This is a genomic window from Streptomyces sp. NPDC046308 (genome assembly GCF_055588065.1).
Genome location: NZ_JBVJFB010000006.1, coordinates 290,340 through 317,200, shown reverse-complemented (window position 1 = coordinate 317,200; position 26,861 = coordinate 290,340). Strand labels below are relative to the sequence as shown.

At 73.0% G+C, this 26,861-nt stretch carries 26 protein-coding genes; 16 read left to right on the top strand and 10 right to left on the bottom strand.

The window, feature by feature from the left end:
• Positions 1 to 69 precede the first annotated feature (69 nt).
• Positions 70 to 996, bottom strand: coding sequence for a cyclase family protein (locus ACZ6JT_RS24905; protein ID WP_469212975.1), 927 nt, complete (start codon positions 994 to 996; stop codon positions 70 to 72).
• Positions 997 to 1,140: 144 nt separating this feature from the next.
• On the opposite strand from ACZ6JT_RS24905, the gene ACZ6JT_RS24900 reads away from it, so the two are divergent.
• From ACZ6JT_RS24900 to ACZ6JT_RS24890, 3 genes are read left to right on the top strand one after another with little or no spacing between them, the layout of a single operon-like run.
• On the top strand, positions 1,141 to 2,052 hold the full coding sequence (locus ACZ6JT_RS24900; protein ID WP_469212974.1) for an SDR family oxidoreductase: 912 nt from the start codon (positions 1,141 to 1,143) through the stop codon (positions 2,050 to 2,052).
• A 14-nt stretch (positions 2,053 to 2,066) separates the two neighbouring features.
• Positions 2,067 to 3,311, top strand: a complete 1,245-nt coding sequence (locus tag ACZ6JT_RS24895; protein WP_469212972.1) for an acyl-CoA dehydrogenase family protein — start codon at positions 2,067 to 2,069, stop codon at positions 3,309 to 3,311.
• Positions 3,308 to 4,375, top strand: a complete 1,068-nt coding sequence (locus tag ACZ6JT_RS24890) for a Zn-dependent alcohol dehydrogenase (protein WP_469212970.1) — start codon at positions 3,308 to 3,310, stop codon at positions 4,373 to 4,375. Before ACZ6JT_RS24895 ends, ACZ6JT_RS24890 begins: the two co-directional genes overlap by 4 nt.
• Before the next feature lie 103 nt (positions 4,376 to 4,478).
• On the opposite strand, the gene ACZ6JT_RS24885 is transcribed toward ACZ6JT_RS24890, so the two are convergent.
• Positions 4,479 to 5,096 carry a flavin reductase family protein gene (locus ACZ6JT_RS24885; RefSeq protein ID WP_469213284.1) on the bottom strand — a complete coding sequence of 206 codons (618 nt, stop codon included), beginning with the start codon at positions 5,094 to 5,096 and terminating at the stop codon, positions 4,479 to 4,481.
• Between the two features lie 246 nt (positions 5,097 to 5,342).
• Here ACZ6JT_RS24885 and ACZ6JT_RS24880 point away from each other — a divergent pair, with 246 nt between their 5' ends.
• The 3 genes from ACZ6JT_RS24880 (at position 5,343) to ACZ6JT_RS24870 (ending at position 7,862) form a co-directional block, all read left to right on the top strand.
• Positions 5,343 to 6,161, top strand: a complete 819-nt coding sequence (locus ACZ6JT_RS24880; RefSeq protein ID WP_469212968.1) for a hypothetical protein — start codon at positions 5,343 to 5,345, stop codon at positions 6,159 to 6,161.
• A 20-nt stretch (positions 6,162 to 6,181) separates the two neighbouring features.
• Positions 6,182 to 6,919 carry a hypothetical protein gene (locus tag ACZ6JT_RS24875; RefSeq protein ID WP_469212966.1) on the top strand — a complete coding sequence of 246 codons (738 nt, stop codon included), beginning with the start codon at positions 6,182 to 6,184 and terminating at the stop codon, positions 6,917 to 6,919.
• A gap of 151 nt (positions 6,920 to 7,070) precedes the next feature.
• Positions 7,071 to 7,862, top strand: coding sequence for a VOC family protein (locus tag ACZ6JT_RS24870; protein WP_469213283.1), 792 nt, complete (start codon positions 7,071 to 7,073; stop codon positions 7,860 to 7,862).
• A gap of 38 nt (positions 7,863 to 7,900) precedes the next feature.
• Here ACZ6JT_RS24870 and ACZ6JT_RS24865 read toward each other — a convergent pair whose 3' ends face one another.
• The 5 genes from ACZ6JT_RS24865 to ACZ6JT_RS24845 all read right to left on the bottom strand — a co-directional run bounded on the left by ACZ6JT_RS24865 (position 7,901) and on the right by ACZ6JT_RS24845 (position 14,648).
• Complete coding sequence (locus ACZ6JT_RS24865; protein ID WP_469212965.1) at positions 7,901 to 8,701, bottom strand: enoyl-CoA hydratase/isomerase family protein; 801 nt, start codon at positions 8,699 to 8,701, stop codon at positions 7,901 to 7,903.
• Between the two features lie 193 nt (positions 8,702 to 8,894).
• Complete coding sequence (locus tag ACZ6JT_RS24860) at positions 8,895 to 11,129, bottom strand: acetate--CoA ligase family protein (protein ID WP_469212963.1); 2,235 nt, start codon at positions 11,127 to 11,129, stop codon at positions 8,895 to 8,897.
• A 138-nt stretch (positions 11,130 to 11,267) separates the two neighbouring features.
• Positions 11,268 to 12,803: an MFS transporter gene (locus ACZ6JT_RS24855; protein WP_469212961.1), complete on the bottom strand. Its 1,536-nt coding sequence runs from the start codon at positions 12,801 to 12,803 to the stop codon at positions 11,268 to 11,270.
• 100 nt (positions 12,804 to 12,903) lie between these two features.
• Complete coding sequence (locus ACZ6JT_RS24850; RefSeq protein WP_469212960.1) at positions 12,904 to 13,389, bottom strand: MarR family winged helix-turn-helix transcriptional regulator; 486 nt, start codon at positions 13,387 to 13,389, stop codon at positions 12,904 to 12,906.
• A gap of 35 nt (positions 13,390 to 13,424) precedes the next feature.
• Positions 13,425 to 14,648 (bottom strand): flavin-containing monooxygenase, encoded by a 1,224-nt coding sequence (locus tag ACZ6JT_RS24845; protein ID WP_469212958.1) that lies wholly within the window; start codon positions 14,646 to 14,648, stop codon positions 13,425 to 13,427.
• A gap of 149 nt (positions 14,649 to 14,797) precedes the next feature.
• Here ACZ6JT_RS24845 and ACZ6JT_RS24840 point away from each other — a divergent pair, with 149 nt between their 5' ends.
• The 3 genes from ACZ6JT_RS24840 (at position 14,798) to ACZ6JT_RS24830 (ending at position 16,571) form a co-directional block, all read left to right on the top strand.
• The gene (locus ACZ6JT_RS24840; RefSeq protein ID WP_469212957.1) at positions 14,798 to 15,568 is read left to right on the top strand and encodes a maleate cis-trans isomerase family protein; all 771 of its coding nucleotides are present in this window, start codon (positions 14,798 to 14,800) and stop codon (positions 15,566 to 15,568) included.
• Positions 15,569 to 15,651: 83 nt separating this feature from the next.
• Positions 15,652 to 16,104 (top strand): DoxX family protein, encoded by a 453-nt coding sequence (locus tag ACZ6JT_RS24835; protein WP_469212955.1) that lies wholly within the window; start codon positions 15,652 to 15,654, stop codon positions 16,102 to 16,104.
• A complete protein-coding gene (locus ACZ6JT_RS24830; RefSeq protein ID WP_469212953.1) occupies positions 16,101 to 16,571 on the top strand; it encodes a Zn-ribbon domain-containing OB-fold protein in 471 nt (156 codons plus the stop codon). Before ACZ6JT_RS24835 ends, ACZ6JT_RS24830 begins: the two co-directional genes overlap by 4 nt.
• Here the strand turns inward: ACZ6JT_RS24830 and ACZ6JT_RS24825 are convergent.
• On the bottom strand, positions 16,514 to 17,203 hold the full coding sequence (locus ACZ6JT_RS24825) for a pyridoxine/pyridoxamine 5'-phosphate oxidase (RefSeq protein ID WP_469212951.1): 690 nt from the start codon (positions 17,201 to 17,203) through the stop codon (positions 16,514 to 16,516). The two genes, ACZ6JT_RS24830 and ACZ6JT_RS24825, sit on opposite strands and share 58 nt — an antisense overlap.
• A gap of 120 nt (positions 17,204 to 17,323) precedes the next feature.
• Here ACZ6JT_RS24825 and ACZ6JT_RS24820 point away from each other — a divergent pair, with 120 nt between their 5' ends.
• From ACZ6JT_RS24820 to ACZ6JT_RS24810, 3 genes are all read left to right on the top strand, one after another.
• The gene (locus ACZ6JT_RS24820) at positions 17,324 to 17,797 is read left to right on the top strand and encodes a carboxymuconolactone decarboxylase family protein (protein ID WP_469212948.1); all 474 of its coding nucleotides are present in this window, start codon (positions 17,324 to 17,326) and stop codon (positions 17,795 to 17,797) included.
• 70 nt (positions 17,798 to 17,867) lie between these two features.
• Entirely contained in the window at positions 17,868 to 18,797 is a 930-nt protein-coding gene (locus ACZ6JT_RS24815; protein ID WP_469212946.1) for an RNA polymerase sigma-70 factor, read from the top strand.
• A 90-nt stretch (positions 18,798 to 18,887) separates the two neighbouring features.
• Positions 18,888 to 19,094 (top strand): DUF4287 domain-containing protein, encoded by a 207-nt coding sequence (locus ACZ6JT_RS24810; RefSeq protein ID WP_469212945.1) that lies wholly within the window; start codon positions 18,888 to 18,890, stop codon positions 19,092 to 19,094.
• 18 nt (positions 19,095 to 19,112) lie between these two features.
• On the opposite strand, the gene ACZ6JT_RS24805 is transcribed toward ACZ6JT_RS24810, so the two are convergent.
• Entirely contained in the window at positions 19,113 to 20,306 is a 1,194-nt protein-coding gene (locus ACZ6JT_RS24805; RefSeq protein WP_469212943.1) for a thiolase C-terminal domain-containing protein, read from the bottom strand.
• Positions 20,307 to 20,511: 205 nt separating this feature from the next.
• Here ACZ6JT_RS24805 and ACZ6JT_RS24800 point away from each other — a divergent pair, with 205 nt between their 5' ends.
• Positions 20,512 to 21,807 carry an acyl-CoA dehydrogenase family protein gene (locus ACZ6JT_RS24800; protein ID WP_469212941.1) on the top strand — a complete coding sequence of 432 codons (1,296 nt, stop codon included), beginning with the start codon at positions 20,512 to 20,514 and terminating at the stop codon, positions 21,805 to 21,807.
• Positions 21,807 to 22,289 (top strand): nitroreductase family deazaflavin-dependent oxidoreductase, encoded by a 483-nt coding sequence (locus tag ACZ6JT_RS24795; RefSeq protein ID WP_469212939.1) that lies wholly within the window; start codon positions 21,807 to 21,809, stop codon positions 22,287 to 22,289. Before ACZ6JT_RS24800 ends, ACZ6JT_RS24795 begins: the two co-directional genes overlap by 1 nt.
• 193 nt (positions 22,290 to 22,482) lie before the next feature.
• On the opposite strand, the gene ACZ6JT_RS24790 is transcribed toward ACZ6JT_RS24795, so the two are convergent.
• A complete protein-coding gene (locus ACZ6JT_RS24790) occupies positions 22,483 to 23,130 on the bottom strand; it encodes a TetR family transcriptional regulator (RefSeq protein WP_362811166.1) in 648 nt (215 codons plus the stop codon).
• Between the two features lie 297 nt (positions 23,131 to 23,427).
• Between ACZ6JT_RS24790 and ACZ6JT_RS24785 the strand changes: the two genes are divergently transcribed.
• Both ACZ6JT_RS24785 and afsK read left to right on the top strand, forming a co-directional pair.
• Complete coding sequence (locus ACZ6JT_RS24785) at positions 23,428 to 24,222, top strand: VOC family protein (protein WP_469212937.1); 795 nt, start codon at positions 23,428 to 23,430, stop codon at positions 24,220 to 24,222.
• Positions 24,223 to 24,416: 194 nt separating this feature from the next.
• On the top strand, positions 24,417 to 26,813 hold the full coding sequence (gene afsK / locus ACZ6JT_RS24780) for a protein serine/threonine kinase AfsK (RefSeq protein ID WP_469212935.1): 2,397 nt from the start codon (positions 24,417 to 24,419) through the stop codon (positions 26,811 to 26,813).
• Positions 26,814 to 26,861: the final 48 nt, after the last annotated feature.

Here is a 26,861-nt window from a genome sequence, read left to right as displayed (position 1 = left end):
ATGGTTCCACTGCGCACGGCCCGCGCGCGGCCGGGGTCGTCCGGTCCGGCGCCACCCGCCCCGCCGGGTTCAGAGGACGGCCACCGGGGCCACCGGGGTGCCCGTGCCGCCGACGAAGGGCTCCGGCATGGCGGACAGGAGGAAGGAGTACCGGCCTTCTTCTGCACAGGCTGTGGACAACTTCTCGAGGTTCCAGTTCTGGCCCTGGTGCATGCCCATCTCCACCAGGTCGAGGGCGTGCACCGGCAGCCACAGGTCCTCGATCTCCGGCGGGAAGATCTCGAAGGTGAGGGTGTCGTTCGCGACGGCGGCCACGTCCCGGGCGTGGAACCACTCCGGGGTGCGGACCGAGAGGCCGGGGGACGGGAAGCCGTAGCCGTGCTTGTCGCCCGCCAGGTAGACCTGGATCTGGCCGGTGCGGACCAGGACGACGTCGCCCGGGCGGACCGTGACCCCACCGAACTCCTCGGCCTCCGCCAGGTCTTCCGGGGTCACCGCGTGGCCCCCCTCCAGCCGGTCGAGGCCCTTCGCCCGGGCCACGTCCAGGAGGACCCCCCGCGAGACGATGGGGCCGGCCTTGTCGATGCCGCTGTACTCGGCGCGGCCGTGCGCGGTGATGGTGCCGGCCGGGCGGCCGTTGTAGATCTTCCCCGAGTGTGAGACGTGGGTGAGGGCGTCCCAGTGCGTGCCCGCCTGGAGGCCCATGCTCACGGCGTCGTCGCTGCACGCCACCGTGCCCGGGCCGAAGATCTCCTGGTTGATCTGCACCATCGTGTGCAGCGGGTTGATCCGGCCGGGGATCATGCCGACCTGCACCCCGTCCTCCTTGAGGGGGAGGGCGAGGGGGATGCGGCGGCCGCTGCGGATCTCCGCCGCGGCGGCCCGGACGACCTCGTCCGTGATCAGGTTCAGGGTGCCGATCTCGTCGTCGGCGCCCCAGCGTCCCCAGTTGTTGACGCGCTTGGCGATGTCGTGGAAGGCGGCGGGCAGGGTCATGGGTGTCGACAGCTCCTTGCGTGGATACGGCAACGGCGGCAACGGCGGAAGCGACGGCAACGACGGCAACGAGGTCTTGTGCAGGTGCATCTGACTACCCATAGAATCTAACGGTCCGTCAGAAATCGCGGGAAGGGGCCGGACGTGGGGAACTTCTTGGCAGGCAAGGTCGTCGCCGTCACCGGCGCCGGCCGGGGCATCGGGCGGGCCGTGGCACTCGCCGCGGCCGCCGAGGGCGCCAAGGTCGTCGTCAACGACTACGGCGTCGGGATCGGGGGCGGCGAGCCGACCAGCGAGGTCGCCGACGGCGTGGTGAAGGAGATCCTGGCCGCCGGCGGCCAGGCCGTCGCCGTCGCCGACGACATCTCCACCATGGCGGGCGGCCAGCGCATCGTCGACACCGCGCTCACCGAGTTCGGCCGCATCGACGGCGTCGTGTGCGTCGCCGGCATCCTGCGCGAACGGATGCTGTTCAACATGTCCGAGGAGGAGTGGGACCCGGTGGTCGCCACCCACCTCAAGGGCACCTTCACCGTCTTCCGTGCCGCCTCCGCCGTCATGCGCAGGCAGGGCTCGGGCACCCTCATCGGCTTCACCAGCGGCAACCACCAGGGCTCGGTCGCCCAGGCCAACTACAGCGCGGCCAAGGGCGGGATCATCTCCCTCGTCCGGTCCGCGGCACTGGGTCTCGCCAAGTACGGGGTGACGGCCAACGCCGTCGCCCCCGTCGCCCGTACCCGCATGTCGGCGGGCGTCCCCATGGAGCTCAAGGAGATCGGCGAGCCCGAGGACGTGGCCGCGCTGGTCACCTACCTGCTCAGCGACCGCGCCAAGGCCGAGGACATCACCGGGCAGGTCTACACGATCGCCGGCCCGAAGATCGCCGTCTGGGCGCAGCCGCGCGAACTGCGCGCCGGGTACGCCGAGGGCTCCTGGACCCCGGAGAAGATCGCCGACTTCCTGCCCGGGACGGTGGGCACCGACCCGATGCCGATGCTGGCGCAGCTGGAGGCCATGGCCAAGGCGGCGGCCGCCAAGGACCGCCCCAACGCGTAGGGGGCGTGGGCGGGATGGACTTCAGCTTCGGGGCCGAGGACGAGGAGCTGCGCGGGCACGCCCGGGCGTGGCTGACGGAGCACCTCGTGGGTCCGTACGCGCACGTCCTCGGCCTCGGCGGGCCGGGCAGCGAACACGAGGGGGTCGAGGCCCGGCGCGGATGGGAGCGCGAGCTGGGCCGCGGCGGCTGGATCGGTCAGGGCTGGCAGGTCCCGGCCGGGGCGTACGGGCAGCGGCGGCTCTCGCTGACCGGCCAGGTGGTGTGGGCCGAGGAGTACGCGGCGCTGCGCGCGCCCGGCCGGGTCGGCCACATCGGGGAGAACCTGCTCGCGCCCACGCTGATCGCCTACGGCAGCCGGGAGCAGCAGGACCGCTTCCTGCCCGGCATCGCCCGGGGCGAGGAGCTGTGGTGCCAGGGATACAGCGAGCCGGGGGCCGGCTCCGACCTCGCGGGGATCCGTACGGCCGCGGTACGGGACCCGGACAGCGGCTCGGGCGGGCCGTTCCGGGTCACCGGGCAGAAGATCTGGACCTCCCTGGCCCGGGACGCCGACTGGTGCTTCGTCCTGGCCCGCACCGAGCCCGGATCGCGGCGCCACCGGGGGCTGTCGTTCCTGCTCGTACGGATGGACCAGCCGGGGCGGGTCGAGGTACGGCCGATCCGGCAGATGTCGGGGACCTCGGAGTTCAACGAGGTCTTCTTCGACGGGGCGGTGGCGGCGGAGGTCGTCGGCGGGGAGGGCGACGGCTGGACCGTGGCCATGGGTCTGCTCGCCCTGGAACGCGGGGTCTCGACGCTGGTGCAGCAGATCGGCTTCGCGGCGGAACTGGAGCGGGTGCTGGCGGCGTACGCGGCGCGGTCCGCTCAGGGCGCGGGCGCGGGTGCGGGGGCCTCCGGCGCCGCGGATCCCGTCCTGCGGGACCGGCTCGTGCGGCAGTGGGCCGAGCTGCGCACCATGCGGTGGAACGCCCTGCGCACGCTCGGCGCGACCGACGACGCGGGCGCGCCCAGCGTGGCCAAGCTGCTGTGGGGCGGCTGGCACCGGCGGCTCGGGGAGCTGGCGGTGGAGGTCCGCGGTGCGGCGGCCACGGCCGGTCCGGCGGCCTGGGCGCCCGGGCTCCCGTACGAACTCGGACTCGACGAGGAACAGCGCCTGTTCCTGTTCACCCGCGCCGACACCATCTACGGCGGCTCGGACGAGATCCAGCGGAACATGATCGCCGAGCGCGTGCTCGGCCTGCCTAAGGAGTCCAGGTGAGAGGCGTCGTGTTCGACGGCAAGCAGGCCCGGGTGGTCGACGACCTGGAGATCCGGGACCCGGGGCCGGGGGAGGTGCTCGTCGCCATCGGCGCGGCCGGGCTGTGCCACAGCGACCTGTCGGTCATCGACGGGACGATCCCGTTCCCGCCGCCCGTGGTGCTCGGGCACGAGGGCGCGGGCATCGTGGAGGCCGTGGGCGCGGGGGTCACCCACGTGGTGCCCGGCGATCACGTGTCGCTGTCCACCCTGGCCAACTGCGGGGCGTGCGCGGACTGCGACCGGGGCCGGCCGACGATGTGCCGCAAGGCGATCGGGATGCCCGGGCAGCCGTTCTCGCGGGGTGGGAAGCCGCTGTTCCAGTTCGCCTCCAACTCCGCCTTCGCGGAGCGCACGATCGTCAGGGCCGTCCAGGCGGTGAAGATCCCCGCCGACATCCCGCTGACCTCCGCGGCGCTCATCGGGTGCGGGGTCCTCACGGGGGTGGGCGCGGTGCTGAACCGGGCCCGCGTCGACCGCGGCGAGTCGGTGGTCGTCATCGGCACCGGCGGCATCGGGCTGAACGTGCTCCAGGGGGCCCGGATAGCGGGGGCCACGACGATCGTCGCGGTGGACGCGAACCCGGCGAAGGAGGCGGTGGCCCGGCGGTTCGGGGCCACGCACTTCATCGACGCGTCCGCCGTGGCCGACTCCTCGGCGGCGGTCCGCGAGATCCTGCCGACCGGCGCCGACCACGCCTTCGAGTGCGTGGGCGACGTCAGGCTGATCCGGCAGGCCGTGGACCTCCTGGACCGGCACGGTCAGGCGATCCTGCTGGGCGTGCCCGGATTCACGGAGGAGGCGTCCTTCCTCGTCTCCTCCATGTACCTGGACAAGACGATCATGGGTTGCCGGTACGGGTCCTCTCGCCCGCAGCGCGACATCGCGCTGTACGCCGAGCTCTACCGGCAGGGCAGGCTGCTGCTGGACGAGCTGGTGACGGAGGTCTACCCGGTGGAGGACTTCGCCAAGGCGGTGGACGACGCCCACCACGGGCGGGTGGCGCGCGGGGTGCTCACCTTCTGACCGTGGGTGCCCGCGAGGGGGCGGCCGGGGGATCCCCCGGCCGCCCCCTCGCGTGATCAGGTGCCGGGCGGGTCCCCGGGGTGCCGGGCGTCGTCGCGGGCGGTCAGTCGCTGAAGCGGCCGAAGCGGCCCTTGTGGAAGAGGAGCGGCTCGCCCTCGCCGGCCGCGCCCATGGCGACGACCCGGCCCACGACGATGAGGTGGTCCCCGCCGGTGTGCACGGCCTGGATCCGGCAGTCGATCCAGGCGGGCACGGCGTCGAGCTGCGGTGATCCGGTGACGGGTGCGGGGGTGTGGCCCACCCCGGCGAACTTGTCGGCGCCGCTGACCGCGAAGGACCGGCACAGCTCGCCCTGCTCGGCTCCGAGGATGTTCACGCAGAACACCCCGGCGCGGGCGATCCGCGGCCAGGTGGTCGACGTACGGGCCACCATGAAGGTGACCAGGGGCGGGTCGAGGGACAGCGAGGCGAAGGACTGGCAGGCGAAGCCGGCCGGGCCGACCTCGTCCTCGCCGGGCGGCGCGGTGATGACGGTGACCCCGCTGGCGAAGTTCCCGAGCACGGCCCGGAACTCGGCGGGGCTGACCGGCGCGCGCTCGTCCTCGCCGACGGCGCGCAGATCCGGGCGCGGCAGGGCGTCGACGGGCTCGGGTTCCCGTTCCGCGGCGGCGGAGGTGGGGGAGCCGACTGACCTGAGGTATCGGACGACGGTGGCCGCCATCCCTGCGTGTCCCATCACACGACGATTGAAGCTGACGGTGCGTCAGATAGGAAGAGGCGGGCGCGGGCGCGTTGGCGGGGATCGCCCTGACCTCGGGCCTTCGCGCCGGGCTCCATCGGATCGCCGTGAACCGGCCAGTGGCCTGAACTCCCTTGTGAGCAAGGCGACATGGGGCGCCGGGTGGGGTGAGGAGGGCCGTGTGTATGGTCTTGGCCAACGACAACGACGTCGGGGGCTGGGGTGGTCATGGGCAACGGATTTCGCTACCGGGCCGAACGGATCTCACTGGGTGCGATGGCGACCGCGGGCATCCTGGTCCTGCTCGCCGACGTCCTCGGATGGCTCGACAGGATGGCCCCCGGGGGCACGCTCCCGAAGATCACGCTGCTCATCCTGAGCACGGTCACCCTCTTCCTCCTGATGGAGTTCGACCGCCTGAAGGTGCTCGACAGCATCAGCACGCAGATCTCGGGCCTCACGCTCGACGGACTCACCGGCGAGCTCAGGCGCCAGCACTACCTGGGCGTGACGCGGGTGCACCCGGTGTTCCCCACCGAGGAGTTCAAACGGCTCGTGGGCCGTGCCCGCCGCGAGGTGGCCATCCTGCAGACCTGGATACCCAACCTCGAAGGCCTGGAGGAAGAGCTGGAGAAGGCCGTCACCGAGCGCAACGTAGAGGTGCGCATCCTGCTGGTGCACCCGAAGTCCGACGTGGTGTACCTGCGCGACCAGGCGCTGCGCAGCACGCGGCGCACGGTCTCGGTGAACGCGAGCCTCCACATCCTGCACGGGATCCACGGCCGCCTTCCGGCGGAGCTCCGGAGCAGGCTCAAGGTGCGGGTCTACAACTCCCTGCCGTCGATCTCCGTGTACAAGGCCGACGAGCACTACCTGGTCAGCTCCTTCCTGCACGGGCAGCTCGCCATCGAGTCCACCCAGATCGAGATAGACGGGGGCGACTCGCTGATGGCTCTGCAGGTGCAGAAAGAGCTCAACATCCTGTGGGAGATCGGGAGCGAAGTGGATCTGCGCGACCCGATGAGATCCGTCGACGTCATCCAGTGATCCGGAGAAGGGCTACGACCGTGTGGGAACTGGACAGGTTCGAGGACGAACTGATCGAGCAGTACAGGCGGCATCCGGTGCTCGAGAACATCGGGCGGCTCCCGGAGGAGGCGTTCGCCGAGGTCCTGCTCCAGCGGCGCTTCCTGTCGCTCGCCTTCACCCCGGCCTACGACCTGGCCATCGACCTCCTGCAGGACGAGGCGGGCCTGCGGATCGCCCGGATGATCCTGCGCGAGGAGTACCCGGACGACCGCGGGAACACCACGTCGCACCGCGAGGACATGACCGACGACATGCACCGGCTCGGGATCTCCCGGACGGCCCTGGTCCGTTCGAGGCCGACGGCGGCGACGAAGCAGACCATCGAGGACACCTTCGCCCTGATCGCCGAGGAGGGCGACAAGGACCACGCCGACCTCAGGCTGCTGACGGTCCTGCGCTTCTGGGGCGAGATCCTGGTTTCCGTCGAGTACGGGCGGCTGTGGGAGCGCATGGAGCCCCTGCTGGTGCGCGATGGCGAGAACCACTCGCACTTCTACTACCCGCACCACTACCACGACGCCAAGAAGAACTCGCTGGAGACCGTGGACAGGCGGGCCACCAGCCACTCCGACCGGCTGGGCAACCGGCTGCGGCAGTTGATCGGTGACGGCGGGGCGACGGCCGACTGCTTCAAGGACGCGGAGCGGCGCTCCCTGCGGCTCAAGGTGGGCTTCTACGACCAGTTCCTGCCGGCGCTGGAGCGGGTCGGCGGCTGAAGCCGGAGGCCGCCGCGAGGCGGCTTCCCCCCTTGTTCCCCCACACGGGTGAAACCCCCCGCCTCCGTGAGTCCGTGCAGCGGGCCGGGGGCGGAGGCTCGGCATCGTGGCAGCGACCCCGTACCGCCGCCGTACTCCCGGGAGGACCCCCATGCTCGGCACCGACTTCCGCACCGGCTCACCCAACTGGCTCGACCTCGGCAGCCCCGACACGACCGCGGCCGCCGCCTTCTACGGCGCCGTCTTCGGCTGGGACTTCGCCTCCGCCGGGCCCGAGGCGGGCGGCTACGGCTTCTTCCAGGTGAACGGGAAGACCGTCGCCGCGCTCGGACCGCTCACCGAGGAAGGGGCGACGTCCGCCTGGATGCACCACTTCATGACCCCCGACATCGACGCCACCACCGCGGCCGTCCGCGACGGCGGCGGCACGGTCCGGATGGAACCCGGGGACGTCATGGGGGAGGGCCGGCTCGCGCACTTCACCGACCCGCAGGGCGCCGAGTTCGCCTGCTGGCAGCCCGGGCACACCGCCGGGTTCGAGGTGGCCTCCGAGGAGAACGCGCTGGTGTGGGCGGAGCTCCACGTGCCGGACCCGGTCGCGGACATCGGCTTCTACGCCGGACTGTTCGGCTGGCGGTACGCCGAGATGGAGGTCCCCGGGATGACGTACCGCGTCCTCAGCACCGCCGACGGGGACCAGCAGGACGCCTCCTTCGGCGGGGTCGCGCCGCTCGGCGAGGGCGCGGGCGGCGGGGAGCAGAAGGCGCGCTGGGTGCCGTACTTCCACGTGGCGGACGTCGACGACACCATCGCGAAGGCCCAGAAGAACGGCGGGTCCGTGCTCATGTCGGCGGCGGACGTCCCGGACGTCGGGCGGCTCGCGTGGCTGGCCGACCCCTTCGGCGCGGTGTTCGCGCTGCTCAAGCCGAACCCGCGGACCTAGTGCTGTGACCGGCACACCTTCCCGGCCACAGCACTGGCTCACCGGCCCAGGTACTTGGGCGTGCGGCGCTCCACGAAGCTCGCCACGCCCTCGTTCGCGTCGGCCGTGGTCATGTTGATCTCCTGGGCGGTGGCCTCGGCGGCCAGGGCCGTCGCCCGGTCACCGTCCAGGGAGGCGTTGACCAGCTGTTTCGTCAGGGCGAGGGCGCGGGTGGGGCCCTGCGCGAGCCGCTCGGCCCACGCGCGGGCGGTCGCCTCCAGCTCCTCCGCCGGCACCACCTTGTTGACCAGGCCGAGGCGCTCGGCGTCGGCCGCCGGGAGGGCGTCGCCGAAGAACATCAGCTCCTTGGCCTTCTGCGGGCCGACGAGCCGGGGCAGCAGGTACGCGCCGCCGCCGTCGGGGACCAGGCCGCGGCGGACGAACACCTCGACGAAACGGGCCGGTTCGGCGGCGATGACGAGATCGCAGGCGAGGGCGAGGTGGGCGCCGATGCCGGCGGCCGTGCCGTTGACGGCGGCGAGTACGGGCTTCTCGCAGTCCAGCACCGCGGTGATCAGGCGCTGCGCGCCGAGGCGGATCATGCGGGCCACGTCCCCGGCGACGCGCTCGCCCGCGGCGGCGCCCCCGCGGAGGTCCGCGCCCGCGCAGAAGCCCTTGCCGGTGGCGGTGAGGACGACGGCCCGCACCGCCGGGTCGGCGGAGGCTTCGGCGAGCAGGTGGATGACGCGTTCGCGCTGGTCCCAGGTGACGGCGTTCATCGCCTCGGGGCGGTTGAGGGTGATCCAGGAGACGTTGCTCTCGGTGCGGTGGAGGACTTCGTCCTCCGTGATGCCGGTCATGGTGAACTCCGTTCGGGGTGGGCGGTGCGTCCGGGTGCGGCGCCTCCCCCAGACTCCGTCCGGGGGGACCCCCAGGGGGCTCCGCCCCCGAGCCCCCGCGCCTCAAACGCCGGCGGGGCTGGTGTGGGCGGCGTCAGTCTGCACGTGACCGTGGGGCTGGATTGCGCGGGGCGGAGCCCCGGGAGGCGGCGGGTCAGCGGCAGATGGCGAGGGCGTCCAGGGCCACCGCCCCCTGGCCACGGGGGAGGACCATCAGGGGGTTGATGTCCAGCTCGGAGAGCTCGTCGCCGAGTTCCAGCGCCATCCGCTGGATCCGCAGGACGACCTCCACCAGCGCGTCCACGTCGGCCGGGGGCGCGCCCCGTACGCCTTCCAGCAGTGCGTGCCCGCGCAGTTCCGTGAGCATCGCGCGGGCCTGGTCCTCGCCGAACGGCGGCACGCGGACCGCCGCGTCGTGCAGGACCTCGACCAGGACCCCGCCGAGGCCCACCGTCACCGTCGGGCCGAAGAGGTCGTCCTGGGTGACGCCGACGACCATTTCCACGCCCCGCTCCACCATCTGGCAGACCAGGATCCCGTCGAGCGGCACGTTCTCGTAGCGGGCGATGTCGGTCAGCTCCCGGTACGCGTCGCGGATCTGGCTCGCCGAGGTCAGGCCGATCTTCACCAGGCCCAGCTCCGTCTTGTGGCCCAGCTGCGGGCCCGAGGCCTTCATCACCACCGGGTAGCCGACCAGGCCGGCCGCGCGGACGGCCGCCGCCGCGCTCGTCACGAGCTGTTCGCGGGGGACCCGTATCCCGTAGGCCCGCAGCAGCTGTTTCGCCGCGTGCTCGCTGAGCTGCTGGCCGGGCCGCATGAGGGCCTGCGCCTTGCGGTACGAGGGCGAGGGCGTGCGCGGTGCGTCCTCGAAGGGGGAGCGGTAGCCGGAGGTGAAGCGGTGGTGGCCGAGGTACGCGCGGACGGCGGTGATGCAGTTGCCGAAGGTGCGGAAGGTGGCCACGCGGGAGGAGCCGAGGAGGGTGGTGCGGTAGGCGTCCTCGGTGCCGACGGGGGAGCCCCAGATCACGCAGACGAGCTTGTCCGAGGCCTCGGCCGCGTCGACCAGGTCCTGGGCGAGCCTGTCGCTCATGGGCGGGAAGGGGCCGGTGATCGGGCAGATCAGGACACCGACGGACGGGTCGGCGAGGATCGCGTCGATGATCTTGCGGCCGCGCCAGTCGCCGACCGGGTGGCCGCCGTTGTCGACGGGGTTGGCGACGTTCAGGTACTCCGGGATCCACTGGTGGAGTTCCTGCTGCTTGGCCGCGGAGAGGGTGGGCAGGGTCAGGCCCGCCTCCGTCGCCAGGTCGGAGAAGTGGGCTCCGGTGCCGCCGGAGATGGAGTAGACGACGACCCCGTCGGCCTGCGGCTTGCGGGCCCGGGCGAGCAGGGCGGCGGTGTCCTGGAGCTCGTCCAGGCCGTCGACGCGGATCACGCCGAACTGGCGCATGGCGGCGTCCACGACGGTGTCGGCGCCGGTCAGCTTCCCGGTGTGGGAGGCGGCCATGCGGGCGCCGGTCTCGGTGCGGCCGACCTTGACGGCGACGACGGGGACGCCGTTGCGCGCGGCGCGGTCGGCGGCCAGGAGGAAGGACCGGCCGTCCTTGAGGCCTTCGACGTAGCAGGCGATGGCTCCGACCTCGGGCTGCTCGGCGAAGTAGGAGATGAAGTCGGCTGTTTCGAGGTCCGCTTCGTTGCCCGTGGGGGCCCAGTGGGAGAGCCGGATGCCGAGTTCCTGGAGGGTGTAGACGGGCCGGCCCTGGTGACCGGACTGGGTGATGAGGGCGATGGCCGGGCCGTCGAGGTCGTCGCGGAACTGCTCGAAGGCGTTGAGGTTGGTGTTGGGGCCGAGCAGGCGCAGGCCCGAGCGCCGGACGGCGGCGCCGAGCCGGGCCTGGGCGGCGGCGCCCGCGTCGCCGGTCTCGGCGAAGCCGGAGGCGAAGGCGACGGCGAACTTCACCTTGGTCTCGGCCAGTTCCTCGATGACGGGGAGCGGGTCGGCGACGAGGAGGACGGCGAGGTCCACCTGTTCGGGCAGGTCGGCCACGGAGGCGTGGCAGGTCAGTCCGAAGACGGTGGGGCGGGTGGGGTGCACGGGGTGGATCCGGGCGCCGACGCGTTCCGCCCAGGCGATGAGCTGGCGGGTGATGCCGGTGTTCGGTCTGCCCTCGGCGTCGGAGGCGCCGATGACGGCCACGGACTCGGGCCGGAAGAACCGGTCCAGGTCGGGCACGTCGGCGTGCAGCGGCCGGCCGCTGACGTCCACGGCGACCGCGTCGTCGGCGGAGGGGGCCGCCGACGAGTGGACGGCCGTCCTGGGGGACTCCCCGCAGGCCTCGACACGTGCGCGGAAGTCGGTGGTGAGGGTGCCGTGAGTAGATCCAAGCATCGTTCCGCCCGCTCCTGCTCGATGAACCGTGATGGAACTGGAACTCAATAACTGACGTGTAGTCAGATTACTGAACTGACGTGCCGTCAGGAACAGGGCTGCGCAGGAAAGCTGGTGGAGGTGATGTGGTGAACGGTGTCAGATCCGCTCGCGGTCGGTCCAGAGCGCGGTTCGGCCAACGGCGTCATGCCCGGCGTCCTGCCCGGCGTCCTGCCCCGCGGCCGCCTCCCGCGGGCCGGCCTCCGGGCGACGCAGGACCGCGAAGGCGACGGCCAGGGCGGCGGCGATGAGGCCCGCCCCGACCGCGAAGGCCAGGTGGTATCCGCCGGTCAGCGCCTCGGGGGCGGTGCGTCCGGCCTCGGTGAGGGATTCGGTGCGGGAGGCGGCGAGGGTGGAGAGGGCCGCGATGCCGAGGGCCATGCCGATCTGCTGGGTGGTGTTGAAGAGCCCGGAGGCCAGGCCCGCGTCCTCCTCCTTCGCGCCGGACATGCCGAGCGAGGTCAGGGCGGGCAGGGCGAGGCCGAATCCGGCGGCCAGGAGCATCACGGGGAGCAGGTCGGTGAGGTAGTCGGCCTGCTCGGCCCGGCCGGGCACGCGGGTCAGCAGGCCGAGTACGCCGATCAGCAGCACCAGGCCGACCAGCAGGACGGCGCGCTCGCCGAACCGGGCGCCCAGGCGAGCCGAGACGGTCAGGGAGACGAGGCCGATGACGGCCGCGGCCGGCAGCATCGCGAGGCCGGTCTCGGCGGCGCCGTAGCCGAGGACGTTCTGCATGTAGAGGGCGACGAGGACCTGGAAGGAGAAGAGGGCGGCGACCATCAGCATCTGGACCAGGTTGGCGCCGAAGACGCTGCGCGAGCGGAGGATCCGCAGCGGCATGAGCGGGTTCGCGGCGGTGGCCTGGCGCAGGAGGAAGCCGGCGAGCAGGGCGAGCGCGAGGGCGCCGAAGCCGAGGGTGTGGGCCGAGGCCGCCCCGTACTCCTCGACCTCGACGACCGTGTAGATGCCGAGCATCAGGCCGGAGGTGACGAGCAGGGCGCCGAGGGCGTCCGCGCCCGCCTGCAGTCCGATGCCGCGGTCGCCGGGCAGGGCGGGGAGGGCGAGGAGGAGGGTGGCGATGCCGATGGGCAGGTTGATGAAGAAGATCCAGTTCCAGGTGAGCGCGTCGGTGAGCACACCGCCGAGGACCTGCCCGATCGAGGCCCCGGCCGCGCCGGTGAAGCTGAACGCGCCGATGGCCTTGGCTCGTTCGCGCGGTTCGGTGAAGAGCGTGACCAGGATGCCGAGGCTGACGGCGGAGGCCATCGCGCTGCCCGCGCCCTGGAGGAAGCGGGCGGCGATCAGGAGGCCGGGGGAGGCGGCGAAGCCGGCGAGGAGCGAGGCCGCGGTGAAGACCCCATTGCCCGCGAGGAACATCCGCTTGCGGCCGATCAGGTCGCCGAGGCGGCCGGCCAGGAGCAGCAGCGAACCGAAGGCGATGAGGTAGGCGTTGACGACCCAGCTCAGGCCGGCCGGCGTGAAGCCGAGATCGCTCTGGATGGCCGGCATGGCGACGGTCACGATGCTGCCGTCGAGGACCGTCATCAGCGTGCCGGCGGCCAGGACGCCGAGGGCGAGCCTGCGGGAGGGCGGGGCCGTGGGCGCGGGCGCGGGTGTGGCGGTGGTGGAGGGCATTGGGGTCTCTCCTGTCGTCGGGAGGCAACAGGAATGACCGTAGCAGATAGTTTTGTTGCAGACTATCTTTTACGGATCGAGATGCGGAGTGGTGGTGGTGTCAGCCCTTCTGGCGTGCCCGCCGGGCCGGCCGCGGCCCCTCCTCGGGTGTCTGCAGATGTCCCGTGACCAGCCGGTTCAGCGCGCGGAGCAGCACCTCGCGCTCGTCGTCCGGCAGGGCGTCGAGGGCGGTGCCGTGCACCCGGTCGACGATCTTCTGGCTCTCCTTCGCGACCTTCGCCCCCTCCTCGGTCACCGCGATGATCCGCGCCCGCCGGTCCGTGCCGGACGGCCTGCGCTCGGCCAGCCCGGCCTTCTCCAGCGCGTCCACGGTCACGACCATCGTGGTCTTGTCCATGTCCCCGATCTCGGCGAGCTGCGCCTGGGTGCGCTCCTCCTCGAGGGCGTGGACGAGCACGCAGTGCATGCGCGGGGTCAGCCCGATCTCGCCGAGCTGCGCGCTCATCTGTGTCCGCAGCACGTGACTGGTGTGGTCCAGGAGGAACGACAGGTCCGGTTCGGTGCGGGTGCGCGTCATGGCGGTCATGACCGCCAGGGTAGCGAAAATCGATCCGTCGCGGATTATCGACAAACGGACGACTGGCCCCTACTGGAGACGAGAGACCGGGACCGGGACCGCTCCTGTTGGGCCACGGCCTTGGCGATCTTCTCCGCGTCCAGGGCCATCTCCCGGAACATCCCGCTGATGGGGTTGGTGAAGCCGGTGAAGTACAGCCCGCGCGCCTGCGGAGCGGTGCGGGGGCCGTGCGTACGGGGCCGCCCCCGCTCGTCGAGCACCCCGAGGTCGCCGACCAGCCCCTCCAGGGCGCGGCGGTACCCGGTGGCCGCGATCACCGCGTCCGGGCTGATCCGCGAGCCGTCCGCGAGCACCACCTCGGCGCCGTCGAAGGACTCGACGGCGGCCACCGGCTCCACCCGGCCGCTGCGGACCGCGTCGACCAGGCCGACGTCCTGGACCGGGATCGACCCCTCCTTGACCCTGCTGTACAGGCCGGTCGTCGGGCGCGGCAGCCCGTACGCCGTCAGGTCCGGGACCGAGGTCCTGGCGACGAGCGCGGACAGCCGGTCCACGAGCCGCACGGGCAGCCGGCGCACGAGGATCCCGCTGCGCTGGGCCGGCCAGCCCGCGGTGGAGCGGCGCATGATGTGCGGGACGGTGCGCACGGCGAGCCGCACCCGGGCCGCGCCGCCCTCGACGAGGTCGACGGCGATCTCGGCGCCGGTGTTGCCGACGCCGACGACGAGGACGTCCTGGCCGGCGTACGGCCCGGGATTGCGGTAGTCGGCGGCGTGCAGCAGCCGGCCGTCGTACCCGTCCCGGCCCGGCCAGTCGGGGATCGCCGGCGTGTGGTTGTACCCGGTGGCGACGACGACGGCCGCGGCGGCCAGCACCCGCCCGCCGCTGGCATGCAGGACCCAGCCGTCCTCGCCCTCCGAGGCGGCCTCGATCCGGGTCACCTCGACGCCGGTCACGAGCTCCAGCTCGTGGAACTCGACGTACTTCTCCAGGTAGCGCACGACGTTGTCACGGGAGACCCAGCGCCCGAAGCGGCGCGGCATCGGCAGGCCGGGGAGCGCGGAGAGCCGGCGCGTGGTGTGCAGGTGCAGCCGGTCGTAGTGCCGCCGCCAGGACGCGCCGACCTCGTCGGACTTCTCGACGACCACCGCGCGGACCCCGCGGGCGCGCAGCGCGGCGGCCACGGCGAGGCCGCCGGGGCCGGCCCCGATGACGTACACGGGGCGGGGCTGGGTGGTCATGTCGGGTGCTGCGGGGACTCCAGGCATGAGGTGTGATCGTATCGCCACGCTGGGTTGATGGGTCTCGGACGAGGAGGGAATCGATTGCGGATCGGTCACGGCCGAGGCAGCGGGCCCGGCGGCTTCCCCGGTGGCAGGATGAAGTCCCCGCACTTCCGGAGAATCTGGAGCGACCGATGTGGCGACCCGACGGCTGGGACGTGCGCGTCCGCCTGGGTGTGCTCACCCCGCACGCCGATGTCGGACCGGAGTCGGAACTGCGCGCCATGGCCCCGGTGGACGTGGGGCTGCACGCCGCGAGGGTGCCGTTCGCTGCGATGGGCCGCGGCGGTGCGATGGATCCGACCATCCCACTCGCCCCGGTACGGGCCTTCGCCGAGCCGCCGTACGTGGACGAGGCCGCCGAGCGGCTGGCGGACGCACCGGTGGCGGCGATCGGCTTCGCCTTCACCAGCTCCGCGTACGCGATCGGGGCGCGCGGCGAGGCGCGGATGCTGGCCCGCCTCTCGGCCCGCGCCCGAGGACTGCCGGTGGTCGCCCCGTGCGCCGCGACGGTCGAGGCACTGCGGCTCCTGGACGCCGGCCGGATCTGCCTGGTGGATCCGCCGTGGTTCGATGCCGCCCTCGACGATCTGGGCCGGGCCTACTACGAGGATGCCGGCTTCGAGGTGGTGCGCGCGGCGCCGTGCGGCCTGCCCAGCGACCAGAGCCGCATCCGGCCCGACGCCCTGCTGGACTGGGTGGTGTCCTTCGCCCCCGACGAGGCGGCGGCGGTGGTCATCGGCGGCAACGGTTTCCGCGCGGTCGGCGCGATCGAGGCTCTGGAGGCGGTCCTCGGGCGTCCCGTCCTCACCGCCAACCAGGTCCTGTTGTGGGCCGCGCTGCGTGCGGCGGGCGCCACCACCGGCGGTGTCACGGGGTACGGGAGGATCTTCGGGAACCCGTGACCGGCCGGGGCCTTGCGGGATCGCCTCGTATCCGCTGAACTGACGTACCGTCAGATCAGTGGTGAGAGGGGTGGGGGCTGCCGATGCAGACCATCTGGCTCAGTGGGGCCGAATGGCTCGCCGTGCTCCGGATAGGCCTCGGCCTGTGGTGGCTGGAGAGCTGGCGGCACAAGGACAAGAAGGGCTGGTTCGAACGCGGCACCGGCATCGCCTGGGCCGCCGACGTCGCGAACAAGCACCGCTGGACCTTCGTCAAGGGCGGCTTCGAACTCGTCGTCGCACCGCGCCCGAAGACGATGGCGTACATCGTCGTCTACGCGGAACTGGCGCTCGGGCTGGGCCTGGTGCTCGGCTTCCTGACCCCGATCGCCCTGGTCGGCGGGCTGCTGCTGAACCTGCTCTACCTCGTGCTGATGATCCACGACTGGGCCGAACAGGGCCAGAACGCGATGATGGCACTCATCTCGCTCGTCGCGCTCCTCGCCATGTCCTGGCAGACCTGGTCCCTCGACGCGGCGATCGGACTCTTCCTGTGACCGGCGCCGTGCGCTACGACCTCCCCGAGGCGGACGACTTCACCCGCCCCTACTGGGACGCGGCGGCCGAGGGCAGGCTCCTGCTGCGCCGCTGCGGGCACTGCGGGCGGCCGCACCACTACCCGCGCGAGTTCTGCCCGTACTGCTGGGCCGGCGAGGACCGCGTGACGTGGGATACGGCGAGCGGCCGGGCGACCCTCTACACGTGGTCGGTGATCCACCGCAACGACCTCCCGCCCTTCGGCGCGCGCGTCCCGTACACGGCGGCGGTCGTCGACCTCGCGGAGGGCCCGCGGATGATGACCGAGGTGGTCGACTGCGAGGCGGCGGACCTGCGCATCGGCATGCCCCTGACGGTCACCTTCCGCGAGGCGGCGGACGGGGTGTGGGTGGCGGTGTTCCGGCCGGATCAGGGCCAGAGCAGCTCACGGACCCAGGAGCCCTCGGCGTCGGCGGTGCGGCGGTAGCGCAGGCGGGTGTGCCGGCGGGTGGCGTCGCCCTGGAAGAACTCCACCTCGTCGGCGTCCAGCACGTACCGGGTCCAGGTCGGAGCCGGTGCGTCCGGCTCGGCCCCGGCCCGCTCCCACGCCCGCTCCGAGGCCCGGACCAGGTCCTCGTAGGACTCCAGCACCTCGCTCTGGTGCCCGGTGAGCGCGGCGGCGAGCGCCCCGCGCGAACGGACCGCCAGGTCCGCGCGGCTCTCCGCGGGCCCGCACGCGGTGACCCGGCCGCGGATCCGGACCTGCCGGGCCACGGTCGGCCAGTAGAACCCGAGCGCCGCCCGCGGCTGCCCGGCCAGCTGCACGCCCTTGGCGCTGGTCGCGTGCGAGGCGAAGTGCCAGCCCCGCCCGTCGACGTCGTGCAGCATCAGCGTCCGCACATCGGGCCGCCCCTCGCCGTCCACCGTCGCCAGGCTCATCGTGTGCGGCTCCAACTGCCCCGCCCGGGCGGCGTGCACGAACCACGCCCGGAACAACGCCACCGGCTCGCCGGGTGCGGCCCCGGGGTCGAACCCGGGGAGCGGGGAGTCCCACACGCGCAGGGCGTGCAGGACGGAACGGAATTCCTCGTCGCTGATCTCGCCGATCTCGCTGCTCATGGAGCCAGGCTAGGGGCGGCGAGAGACGCAGGTCACACCGGCCCGTGCCGCCCTCCATGTCACAGGGCGCCGGGCCACCTCGTCCCAGGGGTGTAGCCAAGGACGACGGAGGAGCACACCATGGACGCGCGACTGAACTACTTCGCCGGCGAGACCGCGGGCAAGGCCCTCAAGTACCTCATGTCGGCGGGCAAGGCGGTCAAGGACTCGCCGCTGCCGAGCACGACGCAGGAGCTGGTGGCGTTGCGCGTGAGCCAGATCAACGGCTGCGCGTTCTGCATCGACATGCACACCAAGGACGCCACCGCGGCCGGCGAAACCCCGGTACGGCTGCACCTGGTCGCGGCATGGCGGGAGGCCACCGTCTTCACCGAGGCCGAGCGGGCCGCACTGGAACTCGCCGAGCAGGGCACCCGGATCGCGGACGCCGCCGGCGGTGTCGGTGACGGGGTCTGGGCGAACGCCGCCAAGCACTACGACACCGAGCAGCTCACCGCCCTCACGCTCCTGATCTCCTTCATGAACATGGCCAACCGGCTGAACGTCATCGCGCAGCAGCCCGCGGGCGACTACCAGCCCGGGCAGCTCCACTGACGCATGATCATGGGAGGGCGCCCGGCCGCGTGCACACGGCCGGGCCGGAGGGCTTCAGGGGGGCCGGTACATGAGCAAGGTCGAGGAATTCGAGGAACTGCGGTCGCTGCTGTTCTCGATCGCCTACCGGATCCTGGGCAGCGTCGGCGAGGCCGAGGACGCCGTGCAGGAGACGTGGCTGCGCTTCGACGCAACGGCGACCCGGCCCACGTCGACCAAGGCCTTCCTCTCGGCGACGGTCACGCGCATCTCGATCGACGTACTGCGCTCCGCGCGCGTGCGGCGCGAGCAGTACACCGGCCCCTGGTTCCCCGAACCGCTGCTCAGCGACCCGTACGAGGATCCGGCGCGGGCGGTGGAGCTGGCCGACTCCGTGTCCGTGGCGGCGCTGCTGCTGCTCGAACGCCTCAGCCCGCTGGAACGGGCGGTGTTCGTGCTGCGGGAGGTCTTCGCCTTCGGCTTCGACGAGGTCGCCACCGCCGTGGGGCGCTCGGAGGCGGCGTGCCGCCAGCTGCTGGTGCGGGCGCGCCGGCACATGGAAGCCGGTCGGCCGCGGTTCGCGGCCGACCGGCGCGAGCGGCAGGAACTGGCGACGCGGTTCTTCGACGCCCTGAAGGACGGCGACGTGGACGGACTCCAGACCCTTCTGGCGGCCGAAGTGCAGCTCGTGGGGGACGCGGGAGGCAACGCCCCGCAGCTGGCCAAGGCCGTCACGGGCGCGGCGAACGTCGCCCGCCTGCTGGCCGCGTTCTATCCCTGGCTGATGCGGATCGACGTGACGTGCGAGCCGCACGACGTCAACGGAGAGCCCGGCGCGATCTTCCGCGACCGCGACGGCAAGGTGCTCCAGGTGATGGTCCTCGACGTGCGCGACGGCCGGATCGGCACCATCCGCGGTATGCACAACCCCGAGAAGCTCACCCACGTCGGCCCGGTCGCCGACGCGTGGGCCGTGGCCCGCGCGGTGAAGGAGGCCCGCCGCCAGGCCCGTGCCGTGTGATGCAGCTCACTCCGCTCCGGCCGCTCAGTTTCCGGTCCGCCGACGGTCATAAGCCCGACTGCACCGCGACGAACACGTAGGAGGCACACCATGGCCGACCCCGTGAAGGGCCCCGCCGGCTACTTCCCGTCGATCGAGAAGAAGTACGGCCGCCCGATCGCCGAGTGGAAGGACCTCATCAGGGCCTCGCCGCTCACGAAGCACATGGAACTCGTCTCCTGGCTCACGTCGGAACACGGCCTGGGCCACGGCCACGCGAACGCCTTGGTGGCGCACACGCTGGCGGAGGCCGCGTAGGAGCGGCCCCCCGGCCGCTTACCCCCGGCCCAGCAGCATCGTGCCCGACGAGCAGAACCAGCCGCCCGTGCCCGAGGCCAGGGCTATCTGCGGGAGGCGGCCGCCGGGTTTGGTGACCTGGCCCGGGCCCGCCTCGCCGCGGAGTTGGCGGACGGCCTCGACCAGCAGGAACAGGCCGCGCATGCCGGGGTGGCAGGCCGAGAGGCCGCCGCCGTCGGTGTTGACCGGGAGTTCCCCGTCGCGCAGCAGGCGGCCCTTCTCCACGAAAGCCCCGCCCTCGCCCTTCGCGCAGAAGCCGAGGTCCTCCAGGGTCACCAGGGTCATGTAGGTGAAGGCGTCGTAGATCTCCGCGAGGTCGACGTCCGCCGGGGTGAGACCGGCCCGCTCGAAGGCGATGCGGCCCGAAACCGCCGCCGGGGACACCGTGAAGTCCTCCCACTCCGACATCGTGGTGTGCGACACGGAGGTCCCCGAGCCCAGAACCCAGACCGGCTCCTTCGCCGTGTCCGGTACGTACTCCTCCGCGGCCAGCAGCACCGCGCAGCCGCCGTCCGAGCGGATGCAGCAGTGGAGTTTGGTGAAGGGGTCGGCGATCATCTCGCCGGACAGGACGTCCTCGACGGTGATCGGGTCGCGGAACATCGCGTCCGGGTTGGTCGCCGCGTTGGCCCGGGCCTGCACGGCGACCGCGGCGAGCTGCTCCAGCGTGGTCCCGTACTCGTGCATGTGCCGGCGGGCGGCCATGGCGTACTTGGAGATCAGCGTGTGCCCGTACGGGACCTCGAACTGGAGCGGTCCGCGGGCCCCGAAGGAGAGGTTCGAGGTGCGCCGGCGGGCCTTGATGTCGGCGCGCGCGGTGGAGCCGTAGACGAGCAGGACCGCGTTGGCGTGGCCGGCGGCGATGGCGTCCGCCGCGTGGGCGGCCATCACCTCCCAGGTCGAGCCGCCCACCGAGGTGGAGTCGACCCAGGTGGGGCGCAGGCCGAGGTACTCGGCCACCTCGACGGGCGCGAGCGTGCCGAGGCCGGCCGAGGCGAGGCCGTCGATGACGGAGCGGTCCAGGCCGGAGTCGGCCAGGGCGCGGCGGGCGGCCTGCGCGTGCAGGGCGTAGGGGGTGGGGCCGTCCACCCGGCCGCAGTCCGCGAGGGCGACGCCGACCACCGCGACCCTCCGGCGGGGGCGGGAGGCGGTTCCAGGTGTGAGTCCAGGCATGGGAAGGACGGTACATCTGACGTATCGTCAGATGCTAGAGGGTCAGCCCCGCCCTGCCATCGCTCGCCCCCCGCCCCCCCGCCCGCCCCGCCCGCAACCCGCCCTCGCCGCCCCCTGGGCATCTGCCGCCGCCGGCCCTAACATGACGGCCCGTCAGATACGCCCCCGGCCGCCGCCGGGAGGTGCCCCCAGGAGGAGCCAGACGATGGATGCCGCCTTCACCGCGGAGCAGGCCGAGATACGCCGTACCCTGCGCGAGATCCTGGGCAAACGCTGCGGCCCCGACGAGGTCAAGGTCGCGGTCCGCACCACCGCCGGATACGACCGCGAGCTGTGGCAGCAGCTCGCCGAGCGGCTCGGGCTGCCCGGCCTCGCCATCGCAGAGGAGTACGGCGGCGTCGGCTGCACCCCCGCCGACCTGGCCCTGGCGTGCGAGGAGACCGGGCGGGCGCTGCTGCCCTCGCCGCTGCTGGCCACCGCCGCGCTCTGCGCGCCCCTGATCACCGCCCTCGGCACCGACGCCCAGCGCTCCGCGCTGCTCCCGCCGCTCGCGGCCGGCGGACTGACCGCCGCCCTCGCCGTACCGGGCCCGGCGCTGGCGACCGCACTCGCGCTGACCGGCGACGACAGCGCCGGGCACTGGTCCGGTGGCGGCCGCGCGGGCGGGATCCAGGCCCGCGCCGACGCCGCGGGCGCCGGCTGGCGGCTGTACGGGGAGGCCGCGCAGGTGCTCGACGGGCACAGCGCCCCGCTGCTGCTGGTCGCCGCGCACACCGGGGGCTTCGCCCGCAGCCGCACGCTGCTGTTCCTCGTACGGGAGGACGCGCCCGGGCTCGTGCGGTCCCGGCAGGCCGTCCTGGACGAGACCCGCCCGCAGGCCCGGATCCAACTGCGCGACGTACCGGCGGAGTTGCTCGGCGACGAGGAGGGCGCCGAGGAGGGTGACGTGGTGGGCGCCCTCGCCGCCACCGGGCGCACCGCCTCCGCGGTGCTCGCCGCCGAGGCGGTCGGCGCCGCCGGGCAGGCCCTCGCCCGCACCGTGGAGTACGTACGCCAGCGCGAGCAGTTCGGCCGGGCGATCGGCTCCTTCCAGGCGGTCAAGCACCGGCTCGCCGACCTGTACGTACAGGTGCAGGCGGCCCGCTCCGCGGCCTACTACGCCGCCTGGGACCCGGACCAGGGCTGCCTCGCCCTCGCCCAGGCGCTGGAAGCCCTGCGGGTGACCGCCGGCGAGGCGATCCAGCTGCACGGCGGCATCGGCTTCACCTGGGAACACGACGCACACCTCTACTTCAAGCGCGCGGCGGCCGACGAACTGCTCTTCGGTCCGGTCCACCGGCTGCGGGCGCACGCCGCGGACCGCGCGGGCCTGTTCGCGGCCCCGGCCCCGGCCTCGGACCCCGCCGCTGTCGCGGACCCCGCCCCGCCCCCGGCAGCCGCACCCACGACGGCCGCGACCGCTCCCCACGTCCCGCCCGCCCAAGAGAAGGTGGCCGTCTGATGGCTCCCGTGGCACCCGGCGTCAGGCTGATGCAGAAGGTCTCCTCGACCGTGCTCTTCGCCAAGATCGCCCCGCACTTCATCCCCGCCCTGGACAAGGCGGTGCACAAGCTCACCCGCGGCAAGGTCATGCTCAGCGCCCAGATGCTGCCGGGCGTGATCCTCACCGCCAAGGGCGCCAAGACCGGCGAACCGCGCACCACCCCGCTCGCCTGCATGCCGGAGAACGGCGGCACGAGCTGGATCCTGATCGGCTCCAACTTCGGCCGGCCCGGACACCCGGCATGGACCGGGAACCTGCTCAAGCACCCCGACGCGGAGGTGAGTTGGCAAGGCCGGGACATTCCCGTACGGGCCCGGCTGCTGGCGGGGGAGGAACGCGCTGCGGCATGGCGGGCGGTGCTGGGGTTCTGGCCGCCGTACGCGACCTACCAGGCGCGCATCGAGCGCGAGATCCGGTTGTTCCGCCTGGAGCGTCGCTGATCCAGGGCGGTCGTGCACGCGGCGCGGGCCGCGGGCGCGGGAGGTGCGGGCGCGAGCCCCGCCAAGCCGGCGCGAGACCCGAAGTCGGCCTAAGGCCGCCGCCAAGCCGGCGCGAGACCCGCCAAACCGGCGCGAGAGCGCCCGAGCCGGCGTGAGGCCGCCCAAGGCGGCGGATCCCGGAAGGGATCCGCCGTTACTTGGTCGGCTTCTTGCCCGTGATGCCGAGGTGGACGAGCAGCGCCAGGTTCGGCTTGAGCTCGGCCTGCTTGACACCCCAGGTCTGGAAGCCCTTCTGGTGCGAGGCGACCGCCGCCAGCATCGCGACCAGCGAACCGGCCATCGCCGCGGGGCTGACGTCCTTGTCGACCTTGCCCTTGGCCTGGAGCTCCTTCATCGACTCCGTCAGGGAGTTGGTGACCGAGTTCAGGATCTTCATGCGGATCTTGTAGAAGCGCTTGTCGCCCTCGGCCGCACCGAGGTCGACGACCCGCAGGATCGCGTCGTTGCGGCGCCAGAACTCCAGGAAACCCTCGACGAGTTCCTCGGCGGCGGACCAACCGGACTTGCCGACCCACGTCCGGCCCTCGACGAGCGACGTCAACTGCGCGCCCTCGGTGGCCATTTGTTCGGCGATCTCCAGGACGGCGCCCTCGACGTCCGGGAAGTACTGGTAGAAGGTCGCGGGGGAGGTACCGGCCTTGCGGGCGACGTCGATCACTTTGACGTCGCGGTACGGCGAGGAGCTGAGCATCTCGCTGAGGCAGTCGAGCAGCTTCTGCCGCGTCGCCTGGCCGCGCCGGCCGGCGACACGCCCGTCGACGGTGCGTACTTGTCCTGTCATGCCGTCAGCTTACCGAGGGGTGATCGGCGCGCTATTCGGCCGCCTGCAAATGGGGTTACGGGGTCCCTGGCCTGGGCGGGAGGCGGTCCGAGACGTTTCGACGGCCGATTTCCGGACGGCCCGGCCCCGGGGCTCGCCCCGGGTGCGCCCCCTGGTCGCGGCCCGGGCGTGTCGCCCGGTTCCGCAAGGTTTCCCCCGAATAGTCTTATCAACAGGCTGTGGACAAGTTTTCGGACGGATCATGGCTGAGAGGGTTGGGAGGGTACACACCCCCGCACAACGGAAGGAACCGGGCCCATGGCCGCATTCGCGGAAGGCGCACCCTGCTGGGTGGACGCCTCGCTTCCGGACGTCGAGGCGGGCAAGCGCTTCTACGGCGAGCTGTTCGGGTGGACCTTCGCGGACAGCGCGGGCGCCGAGTACGGCCACTACACCCAGGCCTACAGCCGCGGCCGCAACGTCGCCGCCCTCGCCCCCAAACCGGACGGCCGGATGCCCACCGTCTGGGGGGTCTACCTCTACACGACCGACGCCTACGCCTGCGCGCAGCGCATCCGCGCCGCCGGCGGCCAGATGGTCATGGACCCGATGCCGGTGGGCCCGTACGGCACCGCCGCCATGGCCGCCGACCCCGGCGGGGCCGTCTTCGGCCTGTGGCAGCCCGGCACCCACCACGGCTTCGAGGCCCAGCAGGAGCCGTACACGTACTGCTGGAGCGAGGTCTACACGCGGGCCCGCGACGCAGTCGACGTCTTCTACGCCAAGGTCTTCGGCTACGTCCCGCAGGACCAGGACGACGCCGGCGTCGAGTACCGGATCTGGTCCCCGCCCGGCAAGGCGCCCGGCACCGACACCGCGGTCCTGGGGCGCAGCCTGATCACCGACGCCTTCCCGGAGATCATGCCCGCGCACTTCCTCGTCTACTTCGCCGTCCCCGACTGCGACCAGTCCGTCGCGACGGTGCAGCGGCTCGGCGGCCGGATCACCGCCGACCCCTTCGACACCCCGTACGGGCGGATCGCGGTCGTCGCCGACAACCAGGGCGCGGTCTTCGGGCTGCTCTCGGAGCCCCGCACGAAGCCGGACGCGTAGGTCCCGCGGCCCCTTCGCCGAGCAGATCACACCGCCCCGCTCGACGTGCCGGGGCCGGACCCGGCCCGGGCCTGACAGAATCGGGGTTGCGCGACCCGGGCGGCGCCCGGAGTGAGACGCTGCACGGGGCCCAGGGCCCCGTGCCGGTGGAAGCGGGCCCGGGCGAGGGTCCGTACGGGGAGGTGTGGAGGCGAGTGGTGGAGCAGCTGACGCAGCACGACCCGAGACGGATCGGCCCCTTCGAGGTGCTGGGACGGCTCGGCGCCGGCGGCATGGGGCTGGTCTATCTCGCGCGGTCCGCGTCCGGACGGCGGGTCGCGATCAAGACGGTGCGCACCGAGCTCGCCGAGGACCAGCTGTTCCGGGTCCGCTTCACCCGCGAGGTGGAGGCGGCCCGCGCCGTGTCCGGCTTCTACACCGCGGCCGTGGTCGACGCCGACCCGCGCGCCGCCGTGCCGTGGCTGGCCACCGCGTACGTCCCGGCGCCCTCCCTGGAGGAGATCGTCAACGAGTGCGGGCCCATGCCCGCCCAGGCCGTACGGTGGCTCGCCGCCGGCATCGCCGAGGCCCTGCAGTCCATCCACGGCGCCGGCCTCGTCCACCGCGACCTGAAGCCGTCCAACGTGCTCGTCGTAGAGGACGGCCCGCGCGTGATCGACTTCGGCATCGCGAGCGGGGTTTCCAACACCCGCCTGACCATGACGAACGTCGCCGTCGGCACCCCCGCCTACATGTCGCCCGAGCAGGCGAAGGACTCGCGCAGCGTCAAGGGCGCCAGCGACGTCTTCTCGCTCGGCTCCACCCTCGTCTTCGCCGCCACCGGGCACCCGCCCTACCACGGGGCGAACCCGGTGGAGACGGTCTTCATGCTGCTGCGCGAGGGGCCCAACCTGGACGGGCTCCCCGAGGAGCTGCGGCCGCTGATCGACTCCTGCATGCAGATGGACGCCACGCAGCGGCCGACCCCGGCCGACCTGCAGGCGCAGCTCGCCCCGCACCTGTTCGACGGCGGCGACGACAGCGGCACCGCCTCGGCGTGGCTGCCCCCGCGGGCCGTCGCGATGATCGAGGCCCGGCGCGCGGGCAACCGTACGCCCGCCGCCGCCGTGCCCGCGCCCGCCCCCGGCCGGGACGCCGGCTCCGGCGGCCCCGCCTCCGCGGGCGCCACGCACCGCCGCCCGCGCGGTGGCGCCGAACCGTGGGTGGACCCGCGTACCGGCCAGGCCGTACCGCCGCGCCCGCACCGCCCGCCGATGTCCCCGGCGCCCTCCGGCGAGCCGGTGCGCCTGGGCGGCTCGCCGGTGCCGATCGGGCCCGGTCCGCGCGTGAGCGCCGTGGCCCAGGCCGCGCACGCCCCCGCCGCGGACTCGGCGACAGGCTGGGTCCGCCCGCCCGGCGGCGCGGCGGTCGTCACCCCCTCCGCGGTGGCGGTACCGAGCCCGGGCCCGGCTCCGGACAGCGGCCGCTGGCGCCCGTGGCGCTTCCGCATGTCCAACGAGGTCTGGGGCACCCCGACCGTCACCGGCAACCTGCTCTACGTCACCTCCTTCGAGGTCCACGCGCTGGACGTGGCGAGCGGCCGCCGCCAGTTCAAGACCCGCGACGTGGCCTGGTCCATGGCGGTCTCCGACGGCCGGATCCACGCCTCCGACGGCCCTTCCCTCTACGCGCTCGACGCCTCCGACGGCTCCGAGCGGTGGCGGCTGTCCGCCGACGCCTGGGTGTACGCGCTGCGCGCCGACCGCGGCACGGTCGTCACCGCCACCCGCGGCGGCGGCGTACAGGCCCGGGAGGCCTCCAGCGGCCAGAAGCTGTGGGAGCTGACCGGCGCGCAGAGCGACTTCGAGACCCCGGAGGCGGCCCCCGTCCTCCACGACGGCACCGTGTACGTGTGGCAGGACGCCCGGCTGCGCGCGCTCGACGCCCGCAGCGGACGCGAGTCCTGGTCATACCCGGTCGGCGACGCGGCCTCCTGCGGGAACGTGCCCGTGCGGGTCACCCCCGGCCCCGACGGCAACGTCTACATCGCGGCCGGCACCCGGGTGCTCTCCGTGGACCGGGCCTCGGGCCGGGTCCGCTGGCACTTCGAGGCCCCTGCGGTCTTCCTGGCCGCGCCGGCCTTCGCCCCGGGCGCGGCCGTCACCGGCGGCGGCGTCTACCTCGTGGACTACCTGGGCACGGTCTACGCCCTCGACGCGGCCACCGGCCACGACCGCTGGCGGATCGCGACCGAGGCCCGGCAGTCCTCGGACCCGGTGGTCGTCGCGAACGGCAACGTGCACCTGGGCGCGGGCAGCGCGCTCTACACGCTCGACGCGGTCACCGGCACCCCGAAGTGGCGGTTCGCGGCGGGCGGCGAGATCACCGGCCTGCCGGCGGTCGCGGACGGCCGCGTGCACTTCGGCTCCGCCGACCACTGCCTGTACACGCTGGACGCGGCGGGCGGCCAGCTCCGCTGGAAGCTGGCCACGGGCGGCGAGATCACGGGAGCTCCGGTGGCGGAGGCGGGCGTGGTGTACGCGTGCAGCAAGGACCGCTGCGTGTACGCGCTGGACGCGGCGAAGGGGACGGGCACCCGGACGAGCGGTTGACCTGCGCGGAGGGCGGGGCTTCGGCCCCGCCGGGTAGCGCACGGCACC